The organism is Halomonas sp. HP20-15 (assembly GCF_033446685.1).
Taxonomy (GTDB): Bacteria; Pseudomonadota; Gammaproteobacteria; order Pseudomonadales; family Halomonadaceae; genus Modicisalibacter.
On sequence record NZ_JAWQLY010000003.1, the window covers coordinates 1 to 15,147 of the forward strand.

Annotated in this window: 20 protein-coding genes; 6 read left to right on the forward strand and 14 right to left on the reverse strand. The window is 65.4% G+C overall.

What is annotated here, in order from left to right:
- Window positions 1–286 precede the first annotated feature (286 nt).
- Window positions 287–487: a hypothetical protein gene (locus R6258_RS04705; RefSeq protein WP_318448055.1), complete on the forward strand. Its 201-nt coding sequence runs from the start codon at window positions 287–289 to the stop codon at window positions 485–487.
- A 94-nt stretch (window positions 488–581) separates the two neighbouring features.
- On the opposite strand, the gene R6258_RS04710 is transcribed toward R6258_RS04705, so the two are convergent.
- The 3 genes from R6258_RS04710 to R6258_RS04720 all read right to left on the reverse strand — a co-directional run bounded on the left by R6258_RS04710 (window position 582) and on the right by R6258_RS04720 (window position 3,442).
- Window positions 582–1,406, reverse strand: coding sequence for a Tim44 domain-containing protein (locus R6258_RS04710; protein ID WP_318448057.1), 825 nt, complete (start codon window positions 1,404–1,406; stop codon window positions 582–584).
- Between the two features lie 116 nt (window positions 1,407–1,522).
- Window positions 1,523–2,305 (reverse strand): peroxide stress protein YaaA, encoded by a 783-nt coding sequence (gene yaaA, locus R6258_RS04715; protein ID WP_318448060.1) that lies wholly within the window; start codon window positions 2,303–2,305, stop codon window positions 1,523–1,525.
- 102 nt (window positions 2,306–2,407) lie between these two features.
- Window positions 2,408–3,442, reverse strand: a complete 1,035-nt coding sequence (locus R6258_RS04720; protein WP_318448062.1) for an NADP(H)-dependent aldo-keto reductase — start codon at window positions 3,440–3,442, stop codon at window positions 2,408–2,410.
- Window positions 3,443–3,667: 225 nt separating this feature from the next.
- On the opposite strand from R6258_RS04720, the gene R6258_RS04725 reads away from it, so the two are divergent.
- Together R6258_RS04725 and R6258_RS04730 are read left to right on the forward strand one after the other, a co-directional pair.
- Window positions 3,668–4,174, forward strand: a complete 507-nt coding sequence (locus tag R6258_RS04725; protein ID WP_318448756.1) for a tetratricopeptide repeat protein — start codon at window positions 3,668–3,670, stop codon at window positions 4,172–4,174.
- A gap of 135 nt (window positions 4,175–4,309) precedes the next feature.
- Window positions 4,310–4,804: a hypothetical protein gene (locus R6258_RS04730; RefSeq protein ID WP_318448065.1), complete on the forward strand. Its 495-nt coding sequence runs from the start codon at window positions 4,310–4,312 to the stop codon at window positions 4,802–4,804.
- A 33-nt stretch (window positions 4,805–4,837) separates the two neighbouring features.
- Here the strand turns inward: R6258_RS04730 and R6258_RS04735 are convergent, their stop codons facing one another.
- The 8 genes from R6258_RS04735 to R6258_RS04770 all read right to left on the reverse strand — a co-directional run bounded on the left by R6258_RS04735 (window position 4,838) and on the right by R6258_RS04770 (window position 9,726).
- Entirely contained in the window at window positions 4,838–5,824 is a 987-nt protein-coding gene (locus R6258_RS04735) for an NAD(P)H-quinone oxidoreductase (RefSeq protein ID WP_318448068.1), read from the reverse strand.
- Between the two features lie 184 nt (window positions 5,825–6,008).
- Window positions 6,009–6,578 carry a TIGR00730 family Rossman fold protein gene (locus R6258_RS04740; RefSeq protein ID WP_318448070.1) on the reverse strand — a complete coding sequence of 190 codons (570 nt, stop codon included), beginning with the start codon at window positions 6,576–6,578 and terminating at the stop codon, window positions 6,009–6,011.
- 40 nt (window positions 6,579–6,618) lie between these two features.
- Window positions 6,619–7,140: a DUF501 domain-containing protein gene (locus R6258_RS04745; RefSeq protein WP_318448072.1), complete on the reverse strand. Its 522-nt coding sequence runs from the start codon at window positions 7,138–7,140 to the stop codon at window positions 6,619–6,621.
- Entirely contained in the window at window positions 7,121–7,438 is a 318-nt protein-coding gene (locus tag R6258_RS04750) for a hypothetical protein (RefSeq protein ID WP_318448074.1), read from the reverse strand. Before R6258_RS04750 ends, R6258_RS04745 begins: the two co-directional genes overlap by 20 nt.
- A gap of 45 nt (window positions 7,439–7,483) precedes the next feature.
- Window positions 7,484–7,951, reverse strand: a complete 468-nt coding sequence (gene ybaK / locus R6258_RS04755) for a Cys-tRNA(Pro) deacylase (protein ID WP_318448076.1) — start codon at window positions 7,949–7,951, stop codon at window positions 7,484–7,486.
- Entirely contained in the window at window positions 7,948–8,358 is a 411-nt protein-coding gene (locus R6258_RS04760) for a thioesterase family protein (protein ID WP_318448079.1), read from the reverse strand. The genes ybaK and R6258_RS04760 overlap by 4 nt, the downstream gene beginning before the upstream one ends.
- Window positions 8,359–8,406: 48 nt before the next feature.
- On the reverse strand, window positions 8,407–9,222 hold the full coding sequence (locus tag R6258_RS04765) for a hypothetical protein (protein ID WP_318448082.1): 816 nt from the start codon (window positions 9,220–9,222) through the stop codon (window positions 8,407–8,409).
- Between the two features lie 78 nt (window positions 9,223–9,300).
- Complete coding sequence (locus R6258_RS04770) at window positions 9,301–9,726, reverse strand: hypothetical protein (RefSeq protein WP_318448084.1); 426 nt, start codon at window positions 9,724–9,726, stop codon at window positions 9,301–9,303.
- Between the two features lie 66 nt (window positions 9,727–9,792).
- Here R6258_RS04770 and R6258_RS04775 point away from each other — a divergent pair, with 66 nt between their 5' ends.
- Window positions 9,793–10,941, forward strand: coding sequence for a PatB family C-S lyase (locus R6258_RS04775; protein ID WP_318448087.1), 1,149 nt, complete (start codon window positions 9,793–9,795; stop codon window positions 10,939–10,941).
- A 74-nt stretch (window positions 10,942–11,015) separates the two neighbouring features.
- Window positions 11,016–11,207, forward strand: coding sequence for a hypothetical protein (locus R6258_RS04780; protein WP_318448088.1), 192 nt, complete (start codon window positions 11,016–11,018; stop codon window positions 11,205–11,207).
- Between the two features lie 50 nt (window positions 11,208–11,257).
- On the opposite strand, the gene R6258_RS04785 is transcribed toward R6258_RS04780, so the two are convergent.
- Window positions 11,258–12,184, reverse strand: a complete 927-nt coding sequence (locus R6258_RS04785; RefSeq protein WP_318448091.1) for a tetratricopeptide repeat protein — start codon at window positions 12,182–12,184, stop codon at window positions 11,258–11,260.
- Window positions 12,185–12,301: 117 nt separating this feature from the next.
- On the opposite strand from R6258_RS04785, the gene R6258_RS04790 reads away from it, so the two are divergent.
- A complete protein-coding gene (locus R6258_RS04790; protein WP_318448094.1) occupies window positions 12,302–13,075 on the forward strand; it encodes a DUF3750 domain-containing protein in 774 nt (257 codons plus the stop codon).
- 28 nt (window positions 13,076–13,103) lie between these two features.
- On the opposite strand, the gene R6258_RS04795 is transcribed toward R6258_RS04790, so the two are convergent.
- Window positions 13,104–13,610, reverse strand: coding sequence for a DUF2938 domain-containing protein (locus tag R6258_RS04795; protein WP_318448096.1), 507 nt, complete (start codon window positions 13,608–13,610; stop codon window positions 13,104–13,106).
- A 14-nt stretch (window positions 13,611–13,624) separates the two neighbouring features.
- Window positions 13,625–15,043: an MFS transporter gene (locus R6258_RS04800; protein ID WP_318448099.1), complete on the reverse strand. Its 1,419-nt coding sequence runs from the start codon at window positions 15,041–15,043 to the stop codon at window positions 13,625–13,627.
- Window positions 15,044–15,147: the final 104 nt, after the last annotated feature.

Sequence of the window (15,147 nt, forward strand, 5' to 3'; positions counted from 1 at the left end):
GCGAGAGTAGGTCATCGTCAGGCATTTATTTCGACACCCCCGGCCATTGGTCGGGGGTGTTGTCGTTTAGGGCTTCCGTCAGGCAGCTTCACGAAAAGCCCCCGGGATACCCCGGGGGCTTTTTTTATGCCTGAGGGAAACGGCGTGACGGTAAAAGAAAGAGCACGTGTCTTTCTCGCTCTCGCAGGTGCTCATGATTTGGTCATGAAACAAGCGGTTGGCGTTCATCGCCGTGCACTGTATGGTATTAGTTCTACTAGTACCGTTACGTTCTCAGGAGGAGACGATGCAAAAGAATCTGCTGCGTAAGCTGGGTCTGGCGATGATGCTGGCATTGATGCTGGGTGGCGTGGCTGCCTGCGATGATCAGGGACCGGCCGAGGAAGCGGGCGAGAACATCGACCAAGCCGCTGAAAATGCCGGTGATAGCGTCGAGGAGATGGGCGAAGACGTGCAGGATGCTGCCGAAGACGCCCAGGATAATTAAGCGCTCCAGAGCAGCACTCTTTTCATTCTGGATCGTTGTATAAAAAAGCCGGGCCTAGGCCCGGCTTTTTAGTGCGCCGCAATTGGCTCAGAACTCAGACGCTGGGGTTCTGCTCGATGCCCTGCACGTACCAGGGCGATCCCTCGCGCAGGTCGCGGGTCAGGTGCCAGGTCTCGTTGAACTCGTTATGGTCGCCATTCTCGTCGATGATGCCATGGAAGATTACCGAGGCTTCGGCCTGCTGGGCGTACTCCTGTACGTTGCCAAGCTCGACGAACAGCCGCACGATCTCGGTGCGATTGTTGGCCGGCTGGTTGGCCCGCTCTTCACGCAACAGGTTGTAGAGCTCGGGTGTCACATATTCCTGGATCTTGCTCAGGTCGTTATTGTCCCAGGCGCGTTGCAGCGCCATGTAATGCTCCTTGGCATCGTTGAGAAAGCGCGTCTTGTCGAACCATTCGGGCTGAGCGCCGAGTCCACCGCTCTGGATGCCCGATGAGGCGGTAAAGGTCTGGGGCTGCGCGGCCTGAGTCGAATCGTGCTGGCTGCGATGGGCGGCCGGGCCGGTGGCGTTGGCCGTGCGGCGTCGGCTGAAGAGGCGCAGGGCCAGCCAGATTGCGCCGCAGATCAACAGAACGTCGATCATGCGTATCCCGTCGAAGCCGCCGCCGAAGAACAGCGAGGCCAGTAGTCCGCCGGCGAGTAGCCCGGCGAACGGGCCGGCAAAGCGCGACAGGCCCGCCGAGGGCTTGCGTTGCGGTGTCGAGGCCGCCCGCTGGGTAGCGGCGGGCTGTTGCGCCGTCGAGCGCGAATAGGAGCCGAAGCTCTTGCCGCCGCCGAGACGGCGGGCTTCGGCGTGGTCGACGGCCAGGCCGAAGCCGAGCAGACCGACCATCAGCATGATGAATAGATGGCGCATGGGATTCTCCGGAAGCGACATGAAGGTATTGCTTCCATTCTACTGGGTTCCCTGGAGCGCTCCCAGCACGATGTAGTCAATGCGCGGCCGGGGCAGAATCCGACCGGCGATGACGATTAGCCGTGGGCCTGTTCCTCGCGGGTGAACACCCAGGTATCGCCCTGAGAGAGCGTGGCGTTATAGCGATAGCCGCCGACCGTGAAATCCTTGAGCCCTTCGGGCTCATCGAGACGTTGACGAATCAGCCAGGCGCTCATCAGCCCACGCGCCTTCTTGGCGTAGAAGCTGATGATCTTGAACTGGCCGTTCTTGGCGTCCTTGAAGACCGGCGTGATCACTCGTGACGACAGCCGCTGGGTGTCGATCGCCTTGAAGTACTCGTTGGAGGCGAGGTTGATCAGCACGGGGGTGCCGCTGTCGGTTACGGCGCGATCGAGATCGCGGGTCAGGCGTTCTTTCCAGAAAGCGTACAGATCCTTGCCCGCCGGATTGGGCAGGCGGGTACCCATTTCCAGACGATAGGGCTGGATTAGATCGAGCGGCCGCAACAGGCCATACAGACCGGAAAGGATGCGCAGATGGTCCTGGGCGAACGCATTGTCGTCATCGCTGAAGGCGGCCGCGTCCAGCCCTACATAGACGTCGCCCTGGAAGGCCTGCGCGGCCTGCTTGGCGTTGTCGAGATCGAATGGTGGCTGCCATTCGGCGTAGCGCGCGGCATTGAGCCCGGCCAGCTTGTCGCTGATGCCCATAAGTTCGGCGAGCCGCTGCGGCGAGTAATCGCGCAGGATATCGATCAATTCCTGGCTCTGGGCCAGATAATCCGGCTGAGTCTGCATCGTGGTGGTCGGGGTGGTTTCGAAATCCAGCGTCTTGGCTGGGGAAATCACGCTCAGCATGGCGGGCTCCAGAAGCGACGATTGATCAGCGGGACAGTATATCAAGCCCGATAGCGGGAAGCCGATCGGCCCCGCGCTATCGGGCTCATAGCGCCTGCCGCGTTACGGGCAGGGATTGGAGATACGACGATGCACGGCCTCGATCTCGTCGAGCACCGCCGGGGACAGGACCAGGTCTTCGCTGGCGATATTGCTGTCGAGTTGCTCCAGCGTCGTGGCGCCGATGATGTTGCTGATCAGGAACGGCCGCGAATTGACGAAGGCCAGCGCCATCCGTGCCGGATCGAGACCGTGGCGCCGCGCGATATCGACATAAGCGCGCGTCGCCTGTTCGGCGACCTCGGAGGTGTAACGCGAGAAGCGCTCGAACAGGGTAATGCGGCCGCCTTCGGGGCGAGCTCCGTTCAGGTACTTGCCCGATAGCACACCGAAGGCCAGCGGTGAATAGGCCAGCAGGCCGACATTCTCGCGATCGGCGATCTCGGCCAGGCCCACTTCGAAACTGCGGTTGAGCAGGTTATACGGGTTCTGCACGCTGGCGACGCGCGGCAGGCCGAGAGTGTCGGCCAGTTGCAGGCAGCGCATCACCCCCCAGGGGGTGTCATTGGAGAGCCCGATGGCGCGCACCTTGCCGGCGTCGACCAGTTCCTTGAGCGCGGCCAGTGTCTCTTCGAGCGGCGTGGTGTCCTCGTCGGGGTCGGGGGCATAGCCCAACTGGCCGAAGATATTGACGCTGCGTGCCGGCCAGTGGATCTGATAAAGATCCACATAATCGGTCTGCAGGCGTTGCAGGCTGGCATCGATGGCCTGCTGGATGTGATCGCGGGTCAGCTGTGCGCCGCCGCGGATGTGGTCCATGCGCCCCGGACCGGCCGCCTTGGTGGCGATGACCAGATCGTCGCGCTTGCCTCGCTCCTTGAGCCAGCTGCCGATATAGGCTTCGGTGAGCCCCTGGGTTTCCGCCCTGGGGGGCACCGGGTACATCTCGGCGGTATCGATGAAGTTGATGCCGGCGTCGACGGCCCGCGTGAGTTGCTCATGGGCCTGGGCTTCGCTGTTCTGTTCGCCGAAGGTCATGGTGCCCAGGCAGAGTCGACTGACGCTGATCCCGGTATCGCCTAACGCTCGTTGCTGCATGTGCTCGAGGCTCCGAAAAGTGGCGGAAAACAGCATGGTAACGGGGCGTCTACAAGGCGGCAAATGAGGGGGTTGAGTCGGGCCAGGGTGGGGCGTATGCTTGCCACCCGTTGCCCCGGCGGAGACCGGGCGGTTGGCAGTCAGGAGATGAGGCGTGGATTGGCTCGGGAAGGGGCCACACTCGACGTCGTCACCCAGGCAAACTCGATCAAGGTGTTAGTCGCCATGCCGCAGCCATCTTCCCTGTTCACCCGGCTTGAATTCCGGTTGGCAGAGCAGTTGTTCCATACCCGCTGGTTACCCCGTTCGCCGCGCACGCAGCGTTTTACCCTGCGGCTTTTTCAGCGGTGCGCGGAAGCGGGACATGTCACGGCATTGTCGGTCTACGGGCACATGCTGTTTCATCGCGGCATAACCCCCCAGGATAAGGCCAAGGGCGCGCGGTATGTGCTGCAGGCCGCCCAGACCGGCGACAGCCGCGCCCAGTACCAGGCCGGGCGCATCCATGAGTACGGCTGTGCCCAGTATCCGCGTCGCGACGACCATGCCGTGACCTGGTATGCGCGGGCTGGGGAAGCGGGGCATCCGCAAGCGGCGGAGCGCCTCGCGAAGGCCTACCGCCTCGGCGAACTGGGGCTGGCCGTCGACCCGCGGCGTGCGGCCCAGTGGCAGGCGCTCGCCGAGCGCTACAGTGAGGTCGGCCAGCTCGACCAGCACTCCCTCACCCACTGATTGCCATTCGGGGTCGCCTCGCGTCGTCTAACCCCGTACGCTAGGCGGACCGGGCTGCTCCGGTCCGTGTCGCCACGGAGCCTGCCCGCCGAGTTCATCGCTCGCCGCCGCTGCCGGTAACAAAGGATAGATGATGTGACGCTGCCCACTCTTCTCGATATCGAAGCGTCCGGTTTTGGCCGGGGCAGCTATCCCATCGAGGTCGGTCTGGCCCGGGCCGACGGCAGCGTCTGTGCCTTCCTTATCCAGCCCCAGGACGAATGGACCCATTGGGACCCAAAGGCGGAGTTGCTGCACGGCATTTCGCGCAGTCGGCTCGAGCGCGAGGGCTACCCGGCGGTCGAAGTGGCGCGCTGGCTCAACGACGAACTCGCCGAGATCGGCATCGCCTACAGCGATAGCTGGGGCTACGACAACACCTGGCTGTCGCTGCTTTTCCATCACGCCGGCATGCTGCCGCGCTTTCGTCTCGAGGCCCTGCGTTCGCTGCTCGACGAGTCGCAGCTGGCCTGCTGGAAGCGCACCAAGGAAGCGCTGATCTGCGAGCGCGGCATCCAGCGGCACCGCGCCGGCGAAGACGCCCGGCTGTTACAGCTCACCTACCTGCGCACCCGCGACACAGAGCGATGAGCTCGCTCTCTCCTTCTCTGCCGGTGGTGCGCTTCAGCCCTCGCCACTGACCGACAGCAACACCTTGCCGAAACTGGCATTGCTTTCCAGGTAAGCCATCGCCTCGCCAGCCTGCTGAATTGGCCAGTCGCGATCGATCAGCGCGCGCAGCTCGCCACTGGCCAGGCGTGGCCAGACATGCGTATGCAGGCTGTCGAGGATCGCGCCCTTGGCCTTCGGCGACTTGCTGCGCAGGGTCGAGCCGATCAGTCGCTGGCGTTTCATCAGCATGCGGCCCATGTCGAGCTCGGCGTGGCGCCCACCCATCAGGCCGATCAGCACCAGCCGGCCATCCAGGTTGAGCACCTGCTGGTTGTCGGCCAGGTAACCCGCTCCTACCGGGTCGAGGATCACATCGGCGCCGCCCCAATGCTTGACGGCTTCGACGAAGCTGCCCTGATGGCGGTTCCAGCCGTCATCGGCGCCCAACTGCCGACACTGAGCGATCTTGTGGTCATCGCCGGCGGTGACGAAGCAGGGGTAGCCGAAGGCCCGGCACAGCTGTATCGCCGTGGTGCCGACGCCGCTCGCCCCGGCATGCAGCAACACCCGCTCGGGGCGACCCTCGACGTGGCGCAGCCCTCCCTCCATGAACAGGTTCAGCCAGGCGGTGGCGTAGACCTCGGGCAGCGCCGCCGCCTCGCGCAGGCCAAAGCCTTGGGGCAGCGGCAACACCTGGTCCTGGTGGACGACGACCTCCTCGGCGTAGCCACCCCCCGCCAACAGCGCGCAGACCTTGTCTCCCGGGCGCAGGCGCTCCACCTGCGGGCCGACGTCGGTCACCGTACCGCTGATTTCGAGGCCCAGGATCTCGGAGACGCCGGGCGGCGGCGGATACTGGCCGGCCCGCTGCATCACGTCGGCGCGGTTCATGCCCGCCCAGGCGACGCGGATGCGTACGTCGTGAGGACCCTCGCTGCGCGGAGCGTCCTGTTCCTGCCAGGTCAGCGTCTGGTCATCTTCGATGGCGATGGCGAACATCCGTTTCTCCTCGCTGGTATACCTGCTCACTGTACCCAAGCCTCGGCGGCCACGTCACTGTCATATATTGTCGGCATGCGGTGTTCGGGACCGGCAAGAGCAGGCGGACCATGATCGACATTGCAGCGCGATCCATCATCACTCCGGGGCGCGCTGGCTGTTAGGGCCGGTGGGATCGACGAGATTACGACGATGCGGGCGAAGCGACGGCGCCAGCCGCCTGGTTGAGCCGATCGAGCAGCGGGCCGGGTTCCGAGGCCGCGACCAGCCGGGCCCGGGTCGTCGCATCGAGGAAGCCGCTTTCGGTGGCCTGGTCGAGAAACCCCAGCAGCGGCCGATAGAAACCCGCGACGTCGAGCACACCGATCGGCTTGTCGTGCAGACCAAGGTACTGCCAGGTCCAGATCTCGAACAACTCCTCCAGCGTACCGATGCCGCCGGGCAGGGCGACGAAGGCATCGGCGTGCGCCGCCATGCTCGCCTTGCGCTCATGCATGTCGGCGACGCGTACCAGCGTCGTGAGTCCCTCGTGGGCCAGCTCGCGGTCGACCAGATGATGAGGGATGACCCCGGTCACCTCGCCGTCGGCGGCCAGGGCGGCGTCGGCCAGCGCGCCCATCAGGCCGACGCGGGCACCACCGTAGACCAGTGTCATGCCGCGCTCGGCGATGGCGCGGCCGAGCGTCACGGCGGCTTCCCTGTAGCGCGGGTCGTGGCCCTCGCGCGAGCCCAGGTAGACGCAGATACTTGGCATGGGTTGCTCCTTCGGCAGTGGGCGCTCCGGCGGGTTGGTCTCAGGGCAGGCAATCGATCACGCCGTATTCACGGTCGAGCCATTGGCCGATGACGTTGTCGCCGGACAGGTGATGGGCGTATTGGGTGTGCAGGCAGCGCACCTGGTCCCAGTTACTGATGCCGCCGATGCCGCGCTCGCGGAACAATTCGTCATAGCCGCGCGCCTCGGCCAATTGGCGATGCTCCGCGCGCATGCTCGCCCAACGCCGGGCGACATAATCCTCGTGGCTGCGATGGTAGGCGGCGAGGAAGTCGGGCTCGTCCTGCAGGCGCGCCTCGAGCTGCTTGATCACGCCGGCGGCCTCGATGCGCGACAGCTCGACCTTGAGGCGCTCCGAGCACAGCCAGTAGAGGGTGGGAAACGGCTTGTCATCGACGATCGACTCCATGCGCAACACCAGCGGTATGCCTTCGCCATCGGTGGCGGTGATCGCCTGGATGCCGCGTGGTGCGCGGCCCAACTGCTCGGCGATCAGGGCCAGCTGGCGGTCGTCGGGGCGTTCATCGGTTTGGATCAGCATCAAAGGGGTCCCGCAGGAATTTGTTCGAGCGCGCCACCGCGCGGAAGAAGGCCTGGTTGAGTTGCACCGGGGAGGGCACGTAGCGCCACTGGCGCTCGCAGTAGTCGCCGGCGCGAATGATCAGCGCATCGTAGAGGCGATTGAACGGCGCATCATAATCGTAAGGGTCGTCGCCGAACAAGCGGATGTGCGGGTAGTCGGCGAAGCGCTCGACGAAGTAGCGCTCGAGATCCGCCTCCACGGCGCGGTGGCGCTCGGTGTCGTCGGGGTCGATCCACAGGTCGTAGCGAATGGCCATGATCGTATCGCTCCGTCGAATGGCGAGCCGCCGTCTTGCGCGGCCCTAGCGGGCCAGCTCGGCGAGTCGCGCCGCGCTGAGCCGCACGAGGTCGTCCGGCGCCAGGCTGACTTCCAGGCCGCGGCGGCCGGCGCTGACGTGCAACTGATCCAGCGCCTCGGCACTGGCGTCGATGAAGGTCGCCAAGCGCTGTTTCTGGCCCAGCGGACTGATGCCGCCGACCACATAGCCGGTGGCGCGCTCGGCGACGCCGGCTTCGGCCATGGCGGCCTTCTTGGCCCCCGCCGCGCGGGCCAGCGCCTTGAGGTCGAGCGTGCGCGATACCGGCACCAGGGCCACGGCCAGGCGTTTGCCGTCGAGCGTCGCCAGTAGTGTCTTGAATACGCTATCGGGAGGCAGTCCGAGTGCCTCGGCGGCCTCCAGCCCGTAGGCCGGCGTCGCCGGATCGTGGCGGTATTCGCGCAGCGTGAAGGCGACCCCGGCCCGTTCGAGGACGCGGATCGCCGGCGTCACGAGGCGAACGCCGCTGCGTCGATCAGGTGGCTTTCCAGCGCCGCGCGCACGTCATCGGGAATCGTCTTGGCCTGCTTGGCCTGATGATCGTAATGGATCATCACCGTCTTGCCCTCGGCGCCCAGCCGGCCGTGCTGATACAGCGCCTGGCTGACCGTGAACGAGCTCGAACCGATCCGCGACACGCCGGTACGGATCTCGATCGGGGCGTTGAAGTAGAGTTCGGCGCGGTATTCGACCTCGATGCGGGCGAGGATCAGGACCCATTTCTGGGGATCCAGGTCGGGAGTGAACAGCTGGCAGATGTCGTTGCGCGCGAACTCGAACCACACCGGGATGCGAGTGTTGTTGATATGCCCCAGCGCGTCGGTATCACTGAACGTTGGGTCGAGGCTACGGGTGAACATGGCTAGCTCCTTGTCAGCCATTCAGAATCCAACGCCCCGTGGGCGCGGTCAAGTCAGGCGCGCCGGGTCGGCGGAGGCGAGCAGGGTCTGCAGGCGCGTCCAGGCCCAGAGCCACAGCGTGGCGACGAAGAAGCCGGCGGCGGTGCCCAGCGCCAGGCCCCAGGCGGGGTAGGTCAACGAGACGCAGAGCGCGTAACACAGCAACGAGCCCAGGCCGGCCGGGTAGTGCTTGATGACGGTCGCCGTGGGCGCGGCACCGTGGTCGAGATGCAGGATGATCAGGAACGGGAAGAAAGTGACCGGGAACGCCGAGAGCAGGCCCGCCCAGGCAGGCGGCAGCACATGCGCCAGGCCGGTGATCAGGAAGATGATCGCGGCGGCCAGGGCGGCCCGGAAGCTCAGCGCCGACCAGGAAAAGCCGCTCCGCGCGGCGGTGCGTCGCTCGGGAATGCGCCGGTAGAGCGCGCTGAACAGCGCGATCGCGACCAGCGTGGTCAGGCTGCCGCTCACGCGGGTGAAGTCGACGCTCGCCAGGGCCGCGCTGACCGCCAACCAGCAGACTAGGCCGCCTGCGCTGCCGGCCAGCACGCCGGCGAGGCCGTCGCGCCGGCCGCACAGCAGATAGCCGGCGCCCAGGGCGAGCGTGGCGGTGAAGCCGGCCAGGGTATATACCGCGCTGTCGGCAGCGAACTGGGGGCCGATCTCGAGACCGATGAAGAACAGCGCGACGGCCGTTCCCAGCGGATAGCCGGACAGCAGCCCGGCGATACGCGTGCTGAAGCGTTCGGCAACCAGCGACAGGCCCAGCACGATGCCCACCGAGACCAGCAGCTTGCATGCCTGCCAGGCGAGAGGAACCTCCATCGATGACCTCCAGAGCGAAAGTGACGTTGGGCCGGGCGCGGGCGGTCGTCGAGCCGGCGCGGGCGGGTTCTAGGGTGGCTAGACGAGGCGTCGGCTGTTCTGGTCGACGAAGGCTTGTTCGAGCGGCTCGCGCAGTGGCTCGTGGAGATGCCCGGGTAGCGCGGCGAGCGCGCTGTCCGGACTGTCGAAATCGCGGTTGCGCAGCCAACAGTAAGCCCAGGTGCAGGCCTCGATCTCGTCGCGCGGCAGCGGGCGGCGGGGCATCTGCACCAGCAGGAACAGCGCGGTGCGCGCCGCCCACAGCGGTGGCTGGGCGTCGCCGCTCCAGGCGGTCAGCGTGGCCCCGTCGGGAGTATCCTCGGGTTCGCCGAGCTTGGCCAGCCGCGCGGTGTCGGCAAGGATCATCGCCAGCCGGTCGGGGCTGGCCTCGCCGATCAACAGCCAGTGGCCGACCAGCCGCGAGGCGCCGCGCATGGCCTTGGCATAGAAGGTGGCTTCAGGCATCTTCAATCTCTCATCGGTTTTTTCGGCCCTTCGACTTTTTCGACCTTCAACAACGCGGGAGCCCGCATGCGCTTCGATTTTGCCACGTCCATCGACCGTCGCCAGTATGCCTCCAAGAAATGGCTGCGCTACGCCGACGATGTATTGCCCCTGTGGGTTGCCGACATGGACTTCGTTTCGCCGCCGGCGGTCACCGAAGCGCTAAAGGCGCGGGTCGCGCACGGCGTGTTCGGCTACGATGCGACCCCCGACAGCCTGCGTCACACGTTGTGCGCGTGGAGCGCGCAGCATTATGACTGGCCGATCGAGCCCGACTGGCAGGTATGGCTCCCCGGCGTGGTGCCGGCACTGCATCTGGCCTGCCTGGCGCTGACCGAGCCGGGCGACGCCGTGCTGACGCTGACGCCGATCTATCCGCCGTTTCTCAAGGTCGCCGAGCACAGCGGCCGCCTCGCCCAGGTGGCGCCGATGGAGGAGCCGGCCGCGGGCGAGCCGTGGCGATTGACCCGCGAGGCGCTGGAAGCGGCGATCACCCCGCAGACCCGGCTACTGTTGTGGTGTCATCCGCACAACCCCACCGGGCGAGTGTGGGATCGCGAGGAGCTGGCGCTGCTCGCCGAACTGGCCGAGCGTCACGACCTGACGATCGTCTCCGACGAGCTGCACTGCGACCTGATCCTGGATGACGAGCCGCATCGCCCGCTGGCCGCGCTCTATCCCGAACTGGCCGCGCGCATCATCACGCTATGGGCGCCATCGAAGACCTTCAATACCGCCGGATTGGGCTGCGCCTGCGCGGTGATCGCCGATGCCACGCTGCGTCGTCGTTGGCAGGCGACGATGAGCGGTTTGATGCCCGAGGTCAATCTGTTGGGGCTGCTCGCCGCCGAGGTCGCCTACCGCGATGGCGAGCCCTGGCGTCAGGCGCTGCTCGAGGTCCTGCGCGACAACCGGCAACGCATCGTCGATCACCTGGCGGGCTGGCCGAACGTCGAGTGCCGGCTGCCCGAGGCGACCTACCTGGCCTGGCTCGATCTGCGAGACGCGGGGCTCGGTGACAACCCCCAGCAATATTTGCTCGAACACGCCCGGGTCGCGCTCTCCGATGGCGCCGATTTCGGCTGGCCTGGCTTCGCCCGGCTCAATTTCGGTACCACGCCGGAGCGACTCGAGGCCGCCCTGCAACGCCTGGATGGCGTTCTCGGTAAATCTTGATCGCGGGCAAGACAGCGAGACGACGATAGCCTATCATCAAACGATAACAATTATCGTTTACGGAGATAGCGACTATGGCAGACGACGATGAACGCGCCGGTTGGCCGGACTGGCAGCGTTGGCTGGAGCGACTGCACTACCAGGCCTGGCAACTCAACGGCGGCTGTCTGCGCGGAGCCCATGTAACCTCGAACCGGCGGGACGAGGCAGAACTCGCCGCCCGTCGCCGTGCAGCGCTTGGCCTGTATGGCTGGCGCCGCGGCTAGCTCGGCTCTGGCAATGCGACGCACCGGTTCGGCGCGTCGCATTGTCTGTATCAATAGAGCAACGCGAACAACTTGCGGCGATAGGCCACGGTCAACGGATGCTCGGCGCCCAGCGCATCGAAGACCCGCAGCAGCGTCTTGCGCGCGATATCCTCGCCGTAGGTGCGATCGGCCTTGAGGAGTGCCAGCAAGCCTTCGAGGCCCTCCTCATAACGGCCATCGGCGACCTGACGCAGCGCGCGCTTGAAGCGCGCCTCGCTGTCTTCGCGGCCTTCGAGTGCGGCGATCTCCTCGGCATCCGGCGCTTCCTCGCCGAACTCGATGCGCGCCCGCACGCCACGCGCCTTGGCGGCGTCGCGATGCTCCGGCGGCAGGTTATCGAGCAGCGCCCGCGCGTCGTCGGCCCGGCCCTCGCCGACCAGGGCGCTGGCCAAACCGATCTGGTAATCGTGATAATCGGGATAATCCTGCACCAGCTGCTCGTAGATGGCTCGCGCCGTGGCGCTGTCACCGTCGGCCAGTGCCGCCTCGGCCTGTTCCTCGGGGCTGGCCTCGGCGTCCTGCGGGGCGCTCAGGTATTGTGCCAGCCAGTCGCGAATCTGCTTCTCGGGCAGCGCGCCCTGGAACTGGTCGTAGAGCTGGCCCTGCATGATCAGCTTGACGTCGGGGACCGAGCGAATGCCCAACTGGGCGGCGATCTGCTGGTTGTCCTCGATGTTGAGCTTGGCTAGCACGAAGCTGCCGGCATACTCATGGGCCAGTTTCTCGAGTACCGGCGTCAGGCTCTTGCAGGGTTCGCACCAGGGCGCCCAGCAATCGAGCACGACCGGGATCTGCATCGAGCCTTCCAGCACGATCTGCTGGAAGTTCGACATGTCGACTTCAACGATGTACTGCGACGGATCTGCCTGAGCCGCAGGCGCCTCGGATTGGGGCGTGCTCAGCGGGTCTCCGGTGCGGGGATCGACGATCGGCATAGCAATAGCCTTGGTAACGGGAAATTTACCTAGTTATGCGGGCGGCGGGGGATCGATTCAAGAGCATTGCGGTGGGTCGAGCGATGCGTCGCGAACCGACGAGACGGGAGAGACGGCATGACGCACTGGCGTCGGTGGATGGCGGGCCTGATGCTGGGCCTGGGTTTGCTGCTCGGTGGCCCGTTGGCGATGCTGGCCGGGCCGCAGGTCGAGCTGGAAGGCAACTGGGCGAGTAGTGATCGCTCCTCGGCGGGGCTCGCACCGAGTCCCGCCACGACGCAGGAGGCGGTGATCCAGGTCTACGCCGCCCGTGCCTTCGGCTGGCGCGGCGCCTTCGCCACGCATACCTGGCTGGCGGTCAAGCCGCCCGGCGCGCACCGCTATCGGGTGTTGCAGGTCACCGGCTGGCGGCGCCCCACGGTGTCGGTGCGCACCGGCGTTCCCGATCGTGCCTGGTACGGCAGCCTCCCCGCATTGATCGCCGACTATCGCGGTGCGCAGGCCGCGGCAATGATTCCAGCCATCGAGGCGGCCGTCGAGCGCTATCCGTTTCGCGATCGCTATCGCATATGGCCGGGACCCAACAGCAACACCTTCGTGGCCTGGGTGATTCGTCAGGTTCCGGGGCTTGATGTCGCGTTGCCGGCGACCGCCGTCGGCAAGGATTATCTGGCGAGTGGCTGGGCGGCGCGCTCACCCAGCGACACCGGCTATCAGCTCTCTTTGAACGGGTTGCTGGGGGTGACGCTGGCCGCGGTCGAGGGTGTCGAAGTGAACCTGCTGGGCCTGACGCTGGGCGTCGATGTGGCGCGGCCGGCGCTCAAGCTGCCGGGTATCGGCCGGCTCGGTGTCGCCCAGCCGGTCATGAGCAACGTAGCCGCCGAAGGGTGAGCAGTCTGCGGTCCGCGTACATGGTCGGTTAGACGCCGAGCATCCATGACCAGGCTTGTGCAGCGATGAAGAGGCCGATGCTGAACGAGAGATGGGCGATCAAGCTCCTGGCCCGCGCGATGTTTGGGGATGGGGTCCGGCGGGCGGCGATGCCGGCGCCCAGCGCCGGCTGCAAGATAAAAAACGGCGCAACAATGCTACCGAGCCCCATGATCAGCGGGGGCGCTAGGGTGGGGGCCTGCACCCAGTCCAGCCCCCAGATCGCAAGCAGCAGAGCAGCTAATACGATGCCACTAGCGTAATGTGCCATCCAGCCGATCAGGTTCTCTCCCGTGACTGATGGCGCGGCCCCGATAGGATCATCATGATGTAGACGGCCATTCGGTATATGGCCGAGCCACCGGCCCACCATCGCGTAATCGAGGGAAGGAATACCGAATAGGCGCTTCTGCAACAAGGCCCAGAAGTCCATGAATACCGTCGCGCCGACTCCGATCGCTATGGTGTGGTGGAGAAAACTCGCAAGGTTTTGCATGGCAAGCGCTCCTTTCACAGTTCCGAGTCAGAGCGGCGCGCGCAGGGTTGGCGCACGGCCAGCCCCAGCATGGCGGCAATGACATAGATAGCGGCAGCCGTTCCGAACGCCCAGGCATAGCCTTCGACGGTGTCGGCGCGTGTGGCTGCGACCGCCATGAGCAACGTGAAGCCCACCGTGGGGCCGAGTTCCATCGCCGTATTCATGACACCGCCAGCGAGCCCCATCTGCGGCTCCGGGACATTTGCCGTAACCAGCACTGCGGAGCCTGCAAAGGTAAGTGCCATGCCCACCGCGAGTAGCATTTGCCCGGGCATCAAGGTCGTCAGATAAACCGTCTCATGACCGAGGGTCGCGAGCCATGCCAGGCCGACGCCTCCGACTAGGAGGCCTGCTACGGTCGTGGCTCTCGCACCGAAGCGGCCGACGATCGGCGCGGTGAGGAAGTTGCTTCCAAACAATGCGACAGCGAATGGCAAGAACGATACGGCGGTCTCCAGTGCTGTCCAGCCGCGAACTTCCTGGAGATAAATGAGGAGAATGAACTCGATCAATAGCGAGCCAGCCGCGGCGAGCAGCATTCCGGCTAGGCCCGTAAGACGCGCAGAGTCGAGAAGAAAGACGGGAGGCAGCAAGGGGTGCCTCGCTCGGCGTTCGAGTATCAGGAAAGCGATGCACAGCACGACTCCAGTCGCCAGCGGCACAAGAACATTGAAGGATGCCCAGCTCGCCTCATGACTGGCGATCAGGCCGTAGCTTGCCAGCACGATGCCAGTCGTGGCGAGCAGCGCACCTGCGGGGTCGAGGCCCGGACGCCGTGCCCGTTCGACAACCTGGGATGCTGGCAGCAAGCTCGCCGTGGCGGCAAGGCCAAGCAGCGATACCGTGATCGGAACAACGAAAATCCAGCGCCAGGAGACGAAGCTTGAGATTATCCCCGACGAGATGAAGCCGAGGACGGCACCAAGCACGGAGACACCGCCCCAAACTGCCATGGCGCGCGCGAATGCCGCGACACTCGGAAATAGAGCGCGGACTACGCCCAGCGCTGCAGGTGCCGTGATCGCACCGCCCACGCCCTGCAGGAAGCGCATGGCGATGAGTACGTCGAACCTGGCAGTGAGTGGGGCGACGAGTGAAGCCAGACCGAAGACCGCCAAGCCGGTGGCCAGCATCGCCCGCGCCCCATAGCGGTCGGTTAGCCGACCTCCAAAGAGCAGCAGGCCACTGAAGGACAACCCGTAGGCGACCTGAAGCAGCAGGACCTGGGCGGGAGTGAGGGCGAATTCATCGGCAATCTGCGGCAGCGGTATCATGATCAAAGCGATCGTGAAGATGAGGGCAGCCTGCACACTCGCCAGAACCGCAAAGGTCAGCGGTGCTTCGGCCGAACGTCGGGTATCGCCGTTTGAGGTCATTATCTGTTCGGACATGAGTTTTCTCCGCAATGGTACAGCGCGCCGCGCCGCCTAAGCGTGTAGGTAGGCACGATTCATGTGGTCACCGGCCTTGCAAGGCGTGATGATTTGCAAGATGC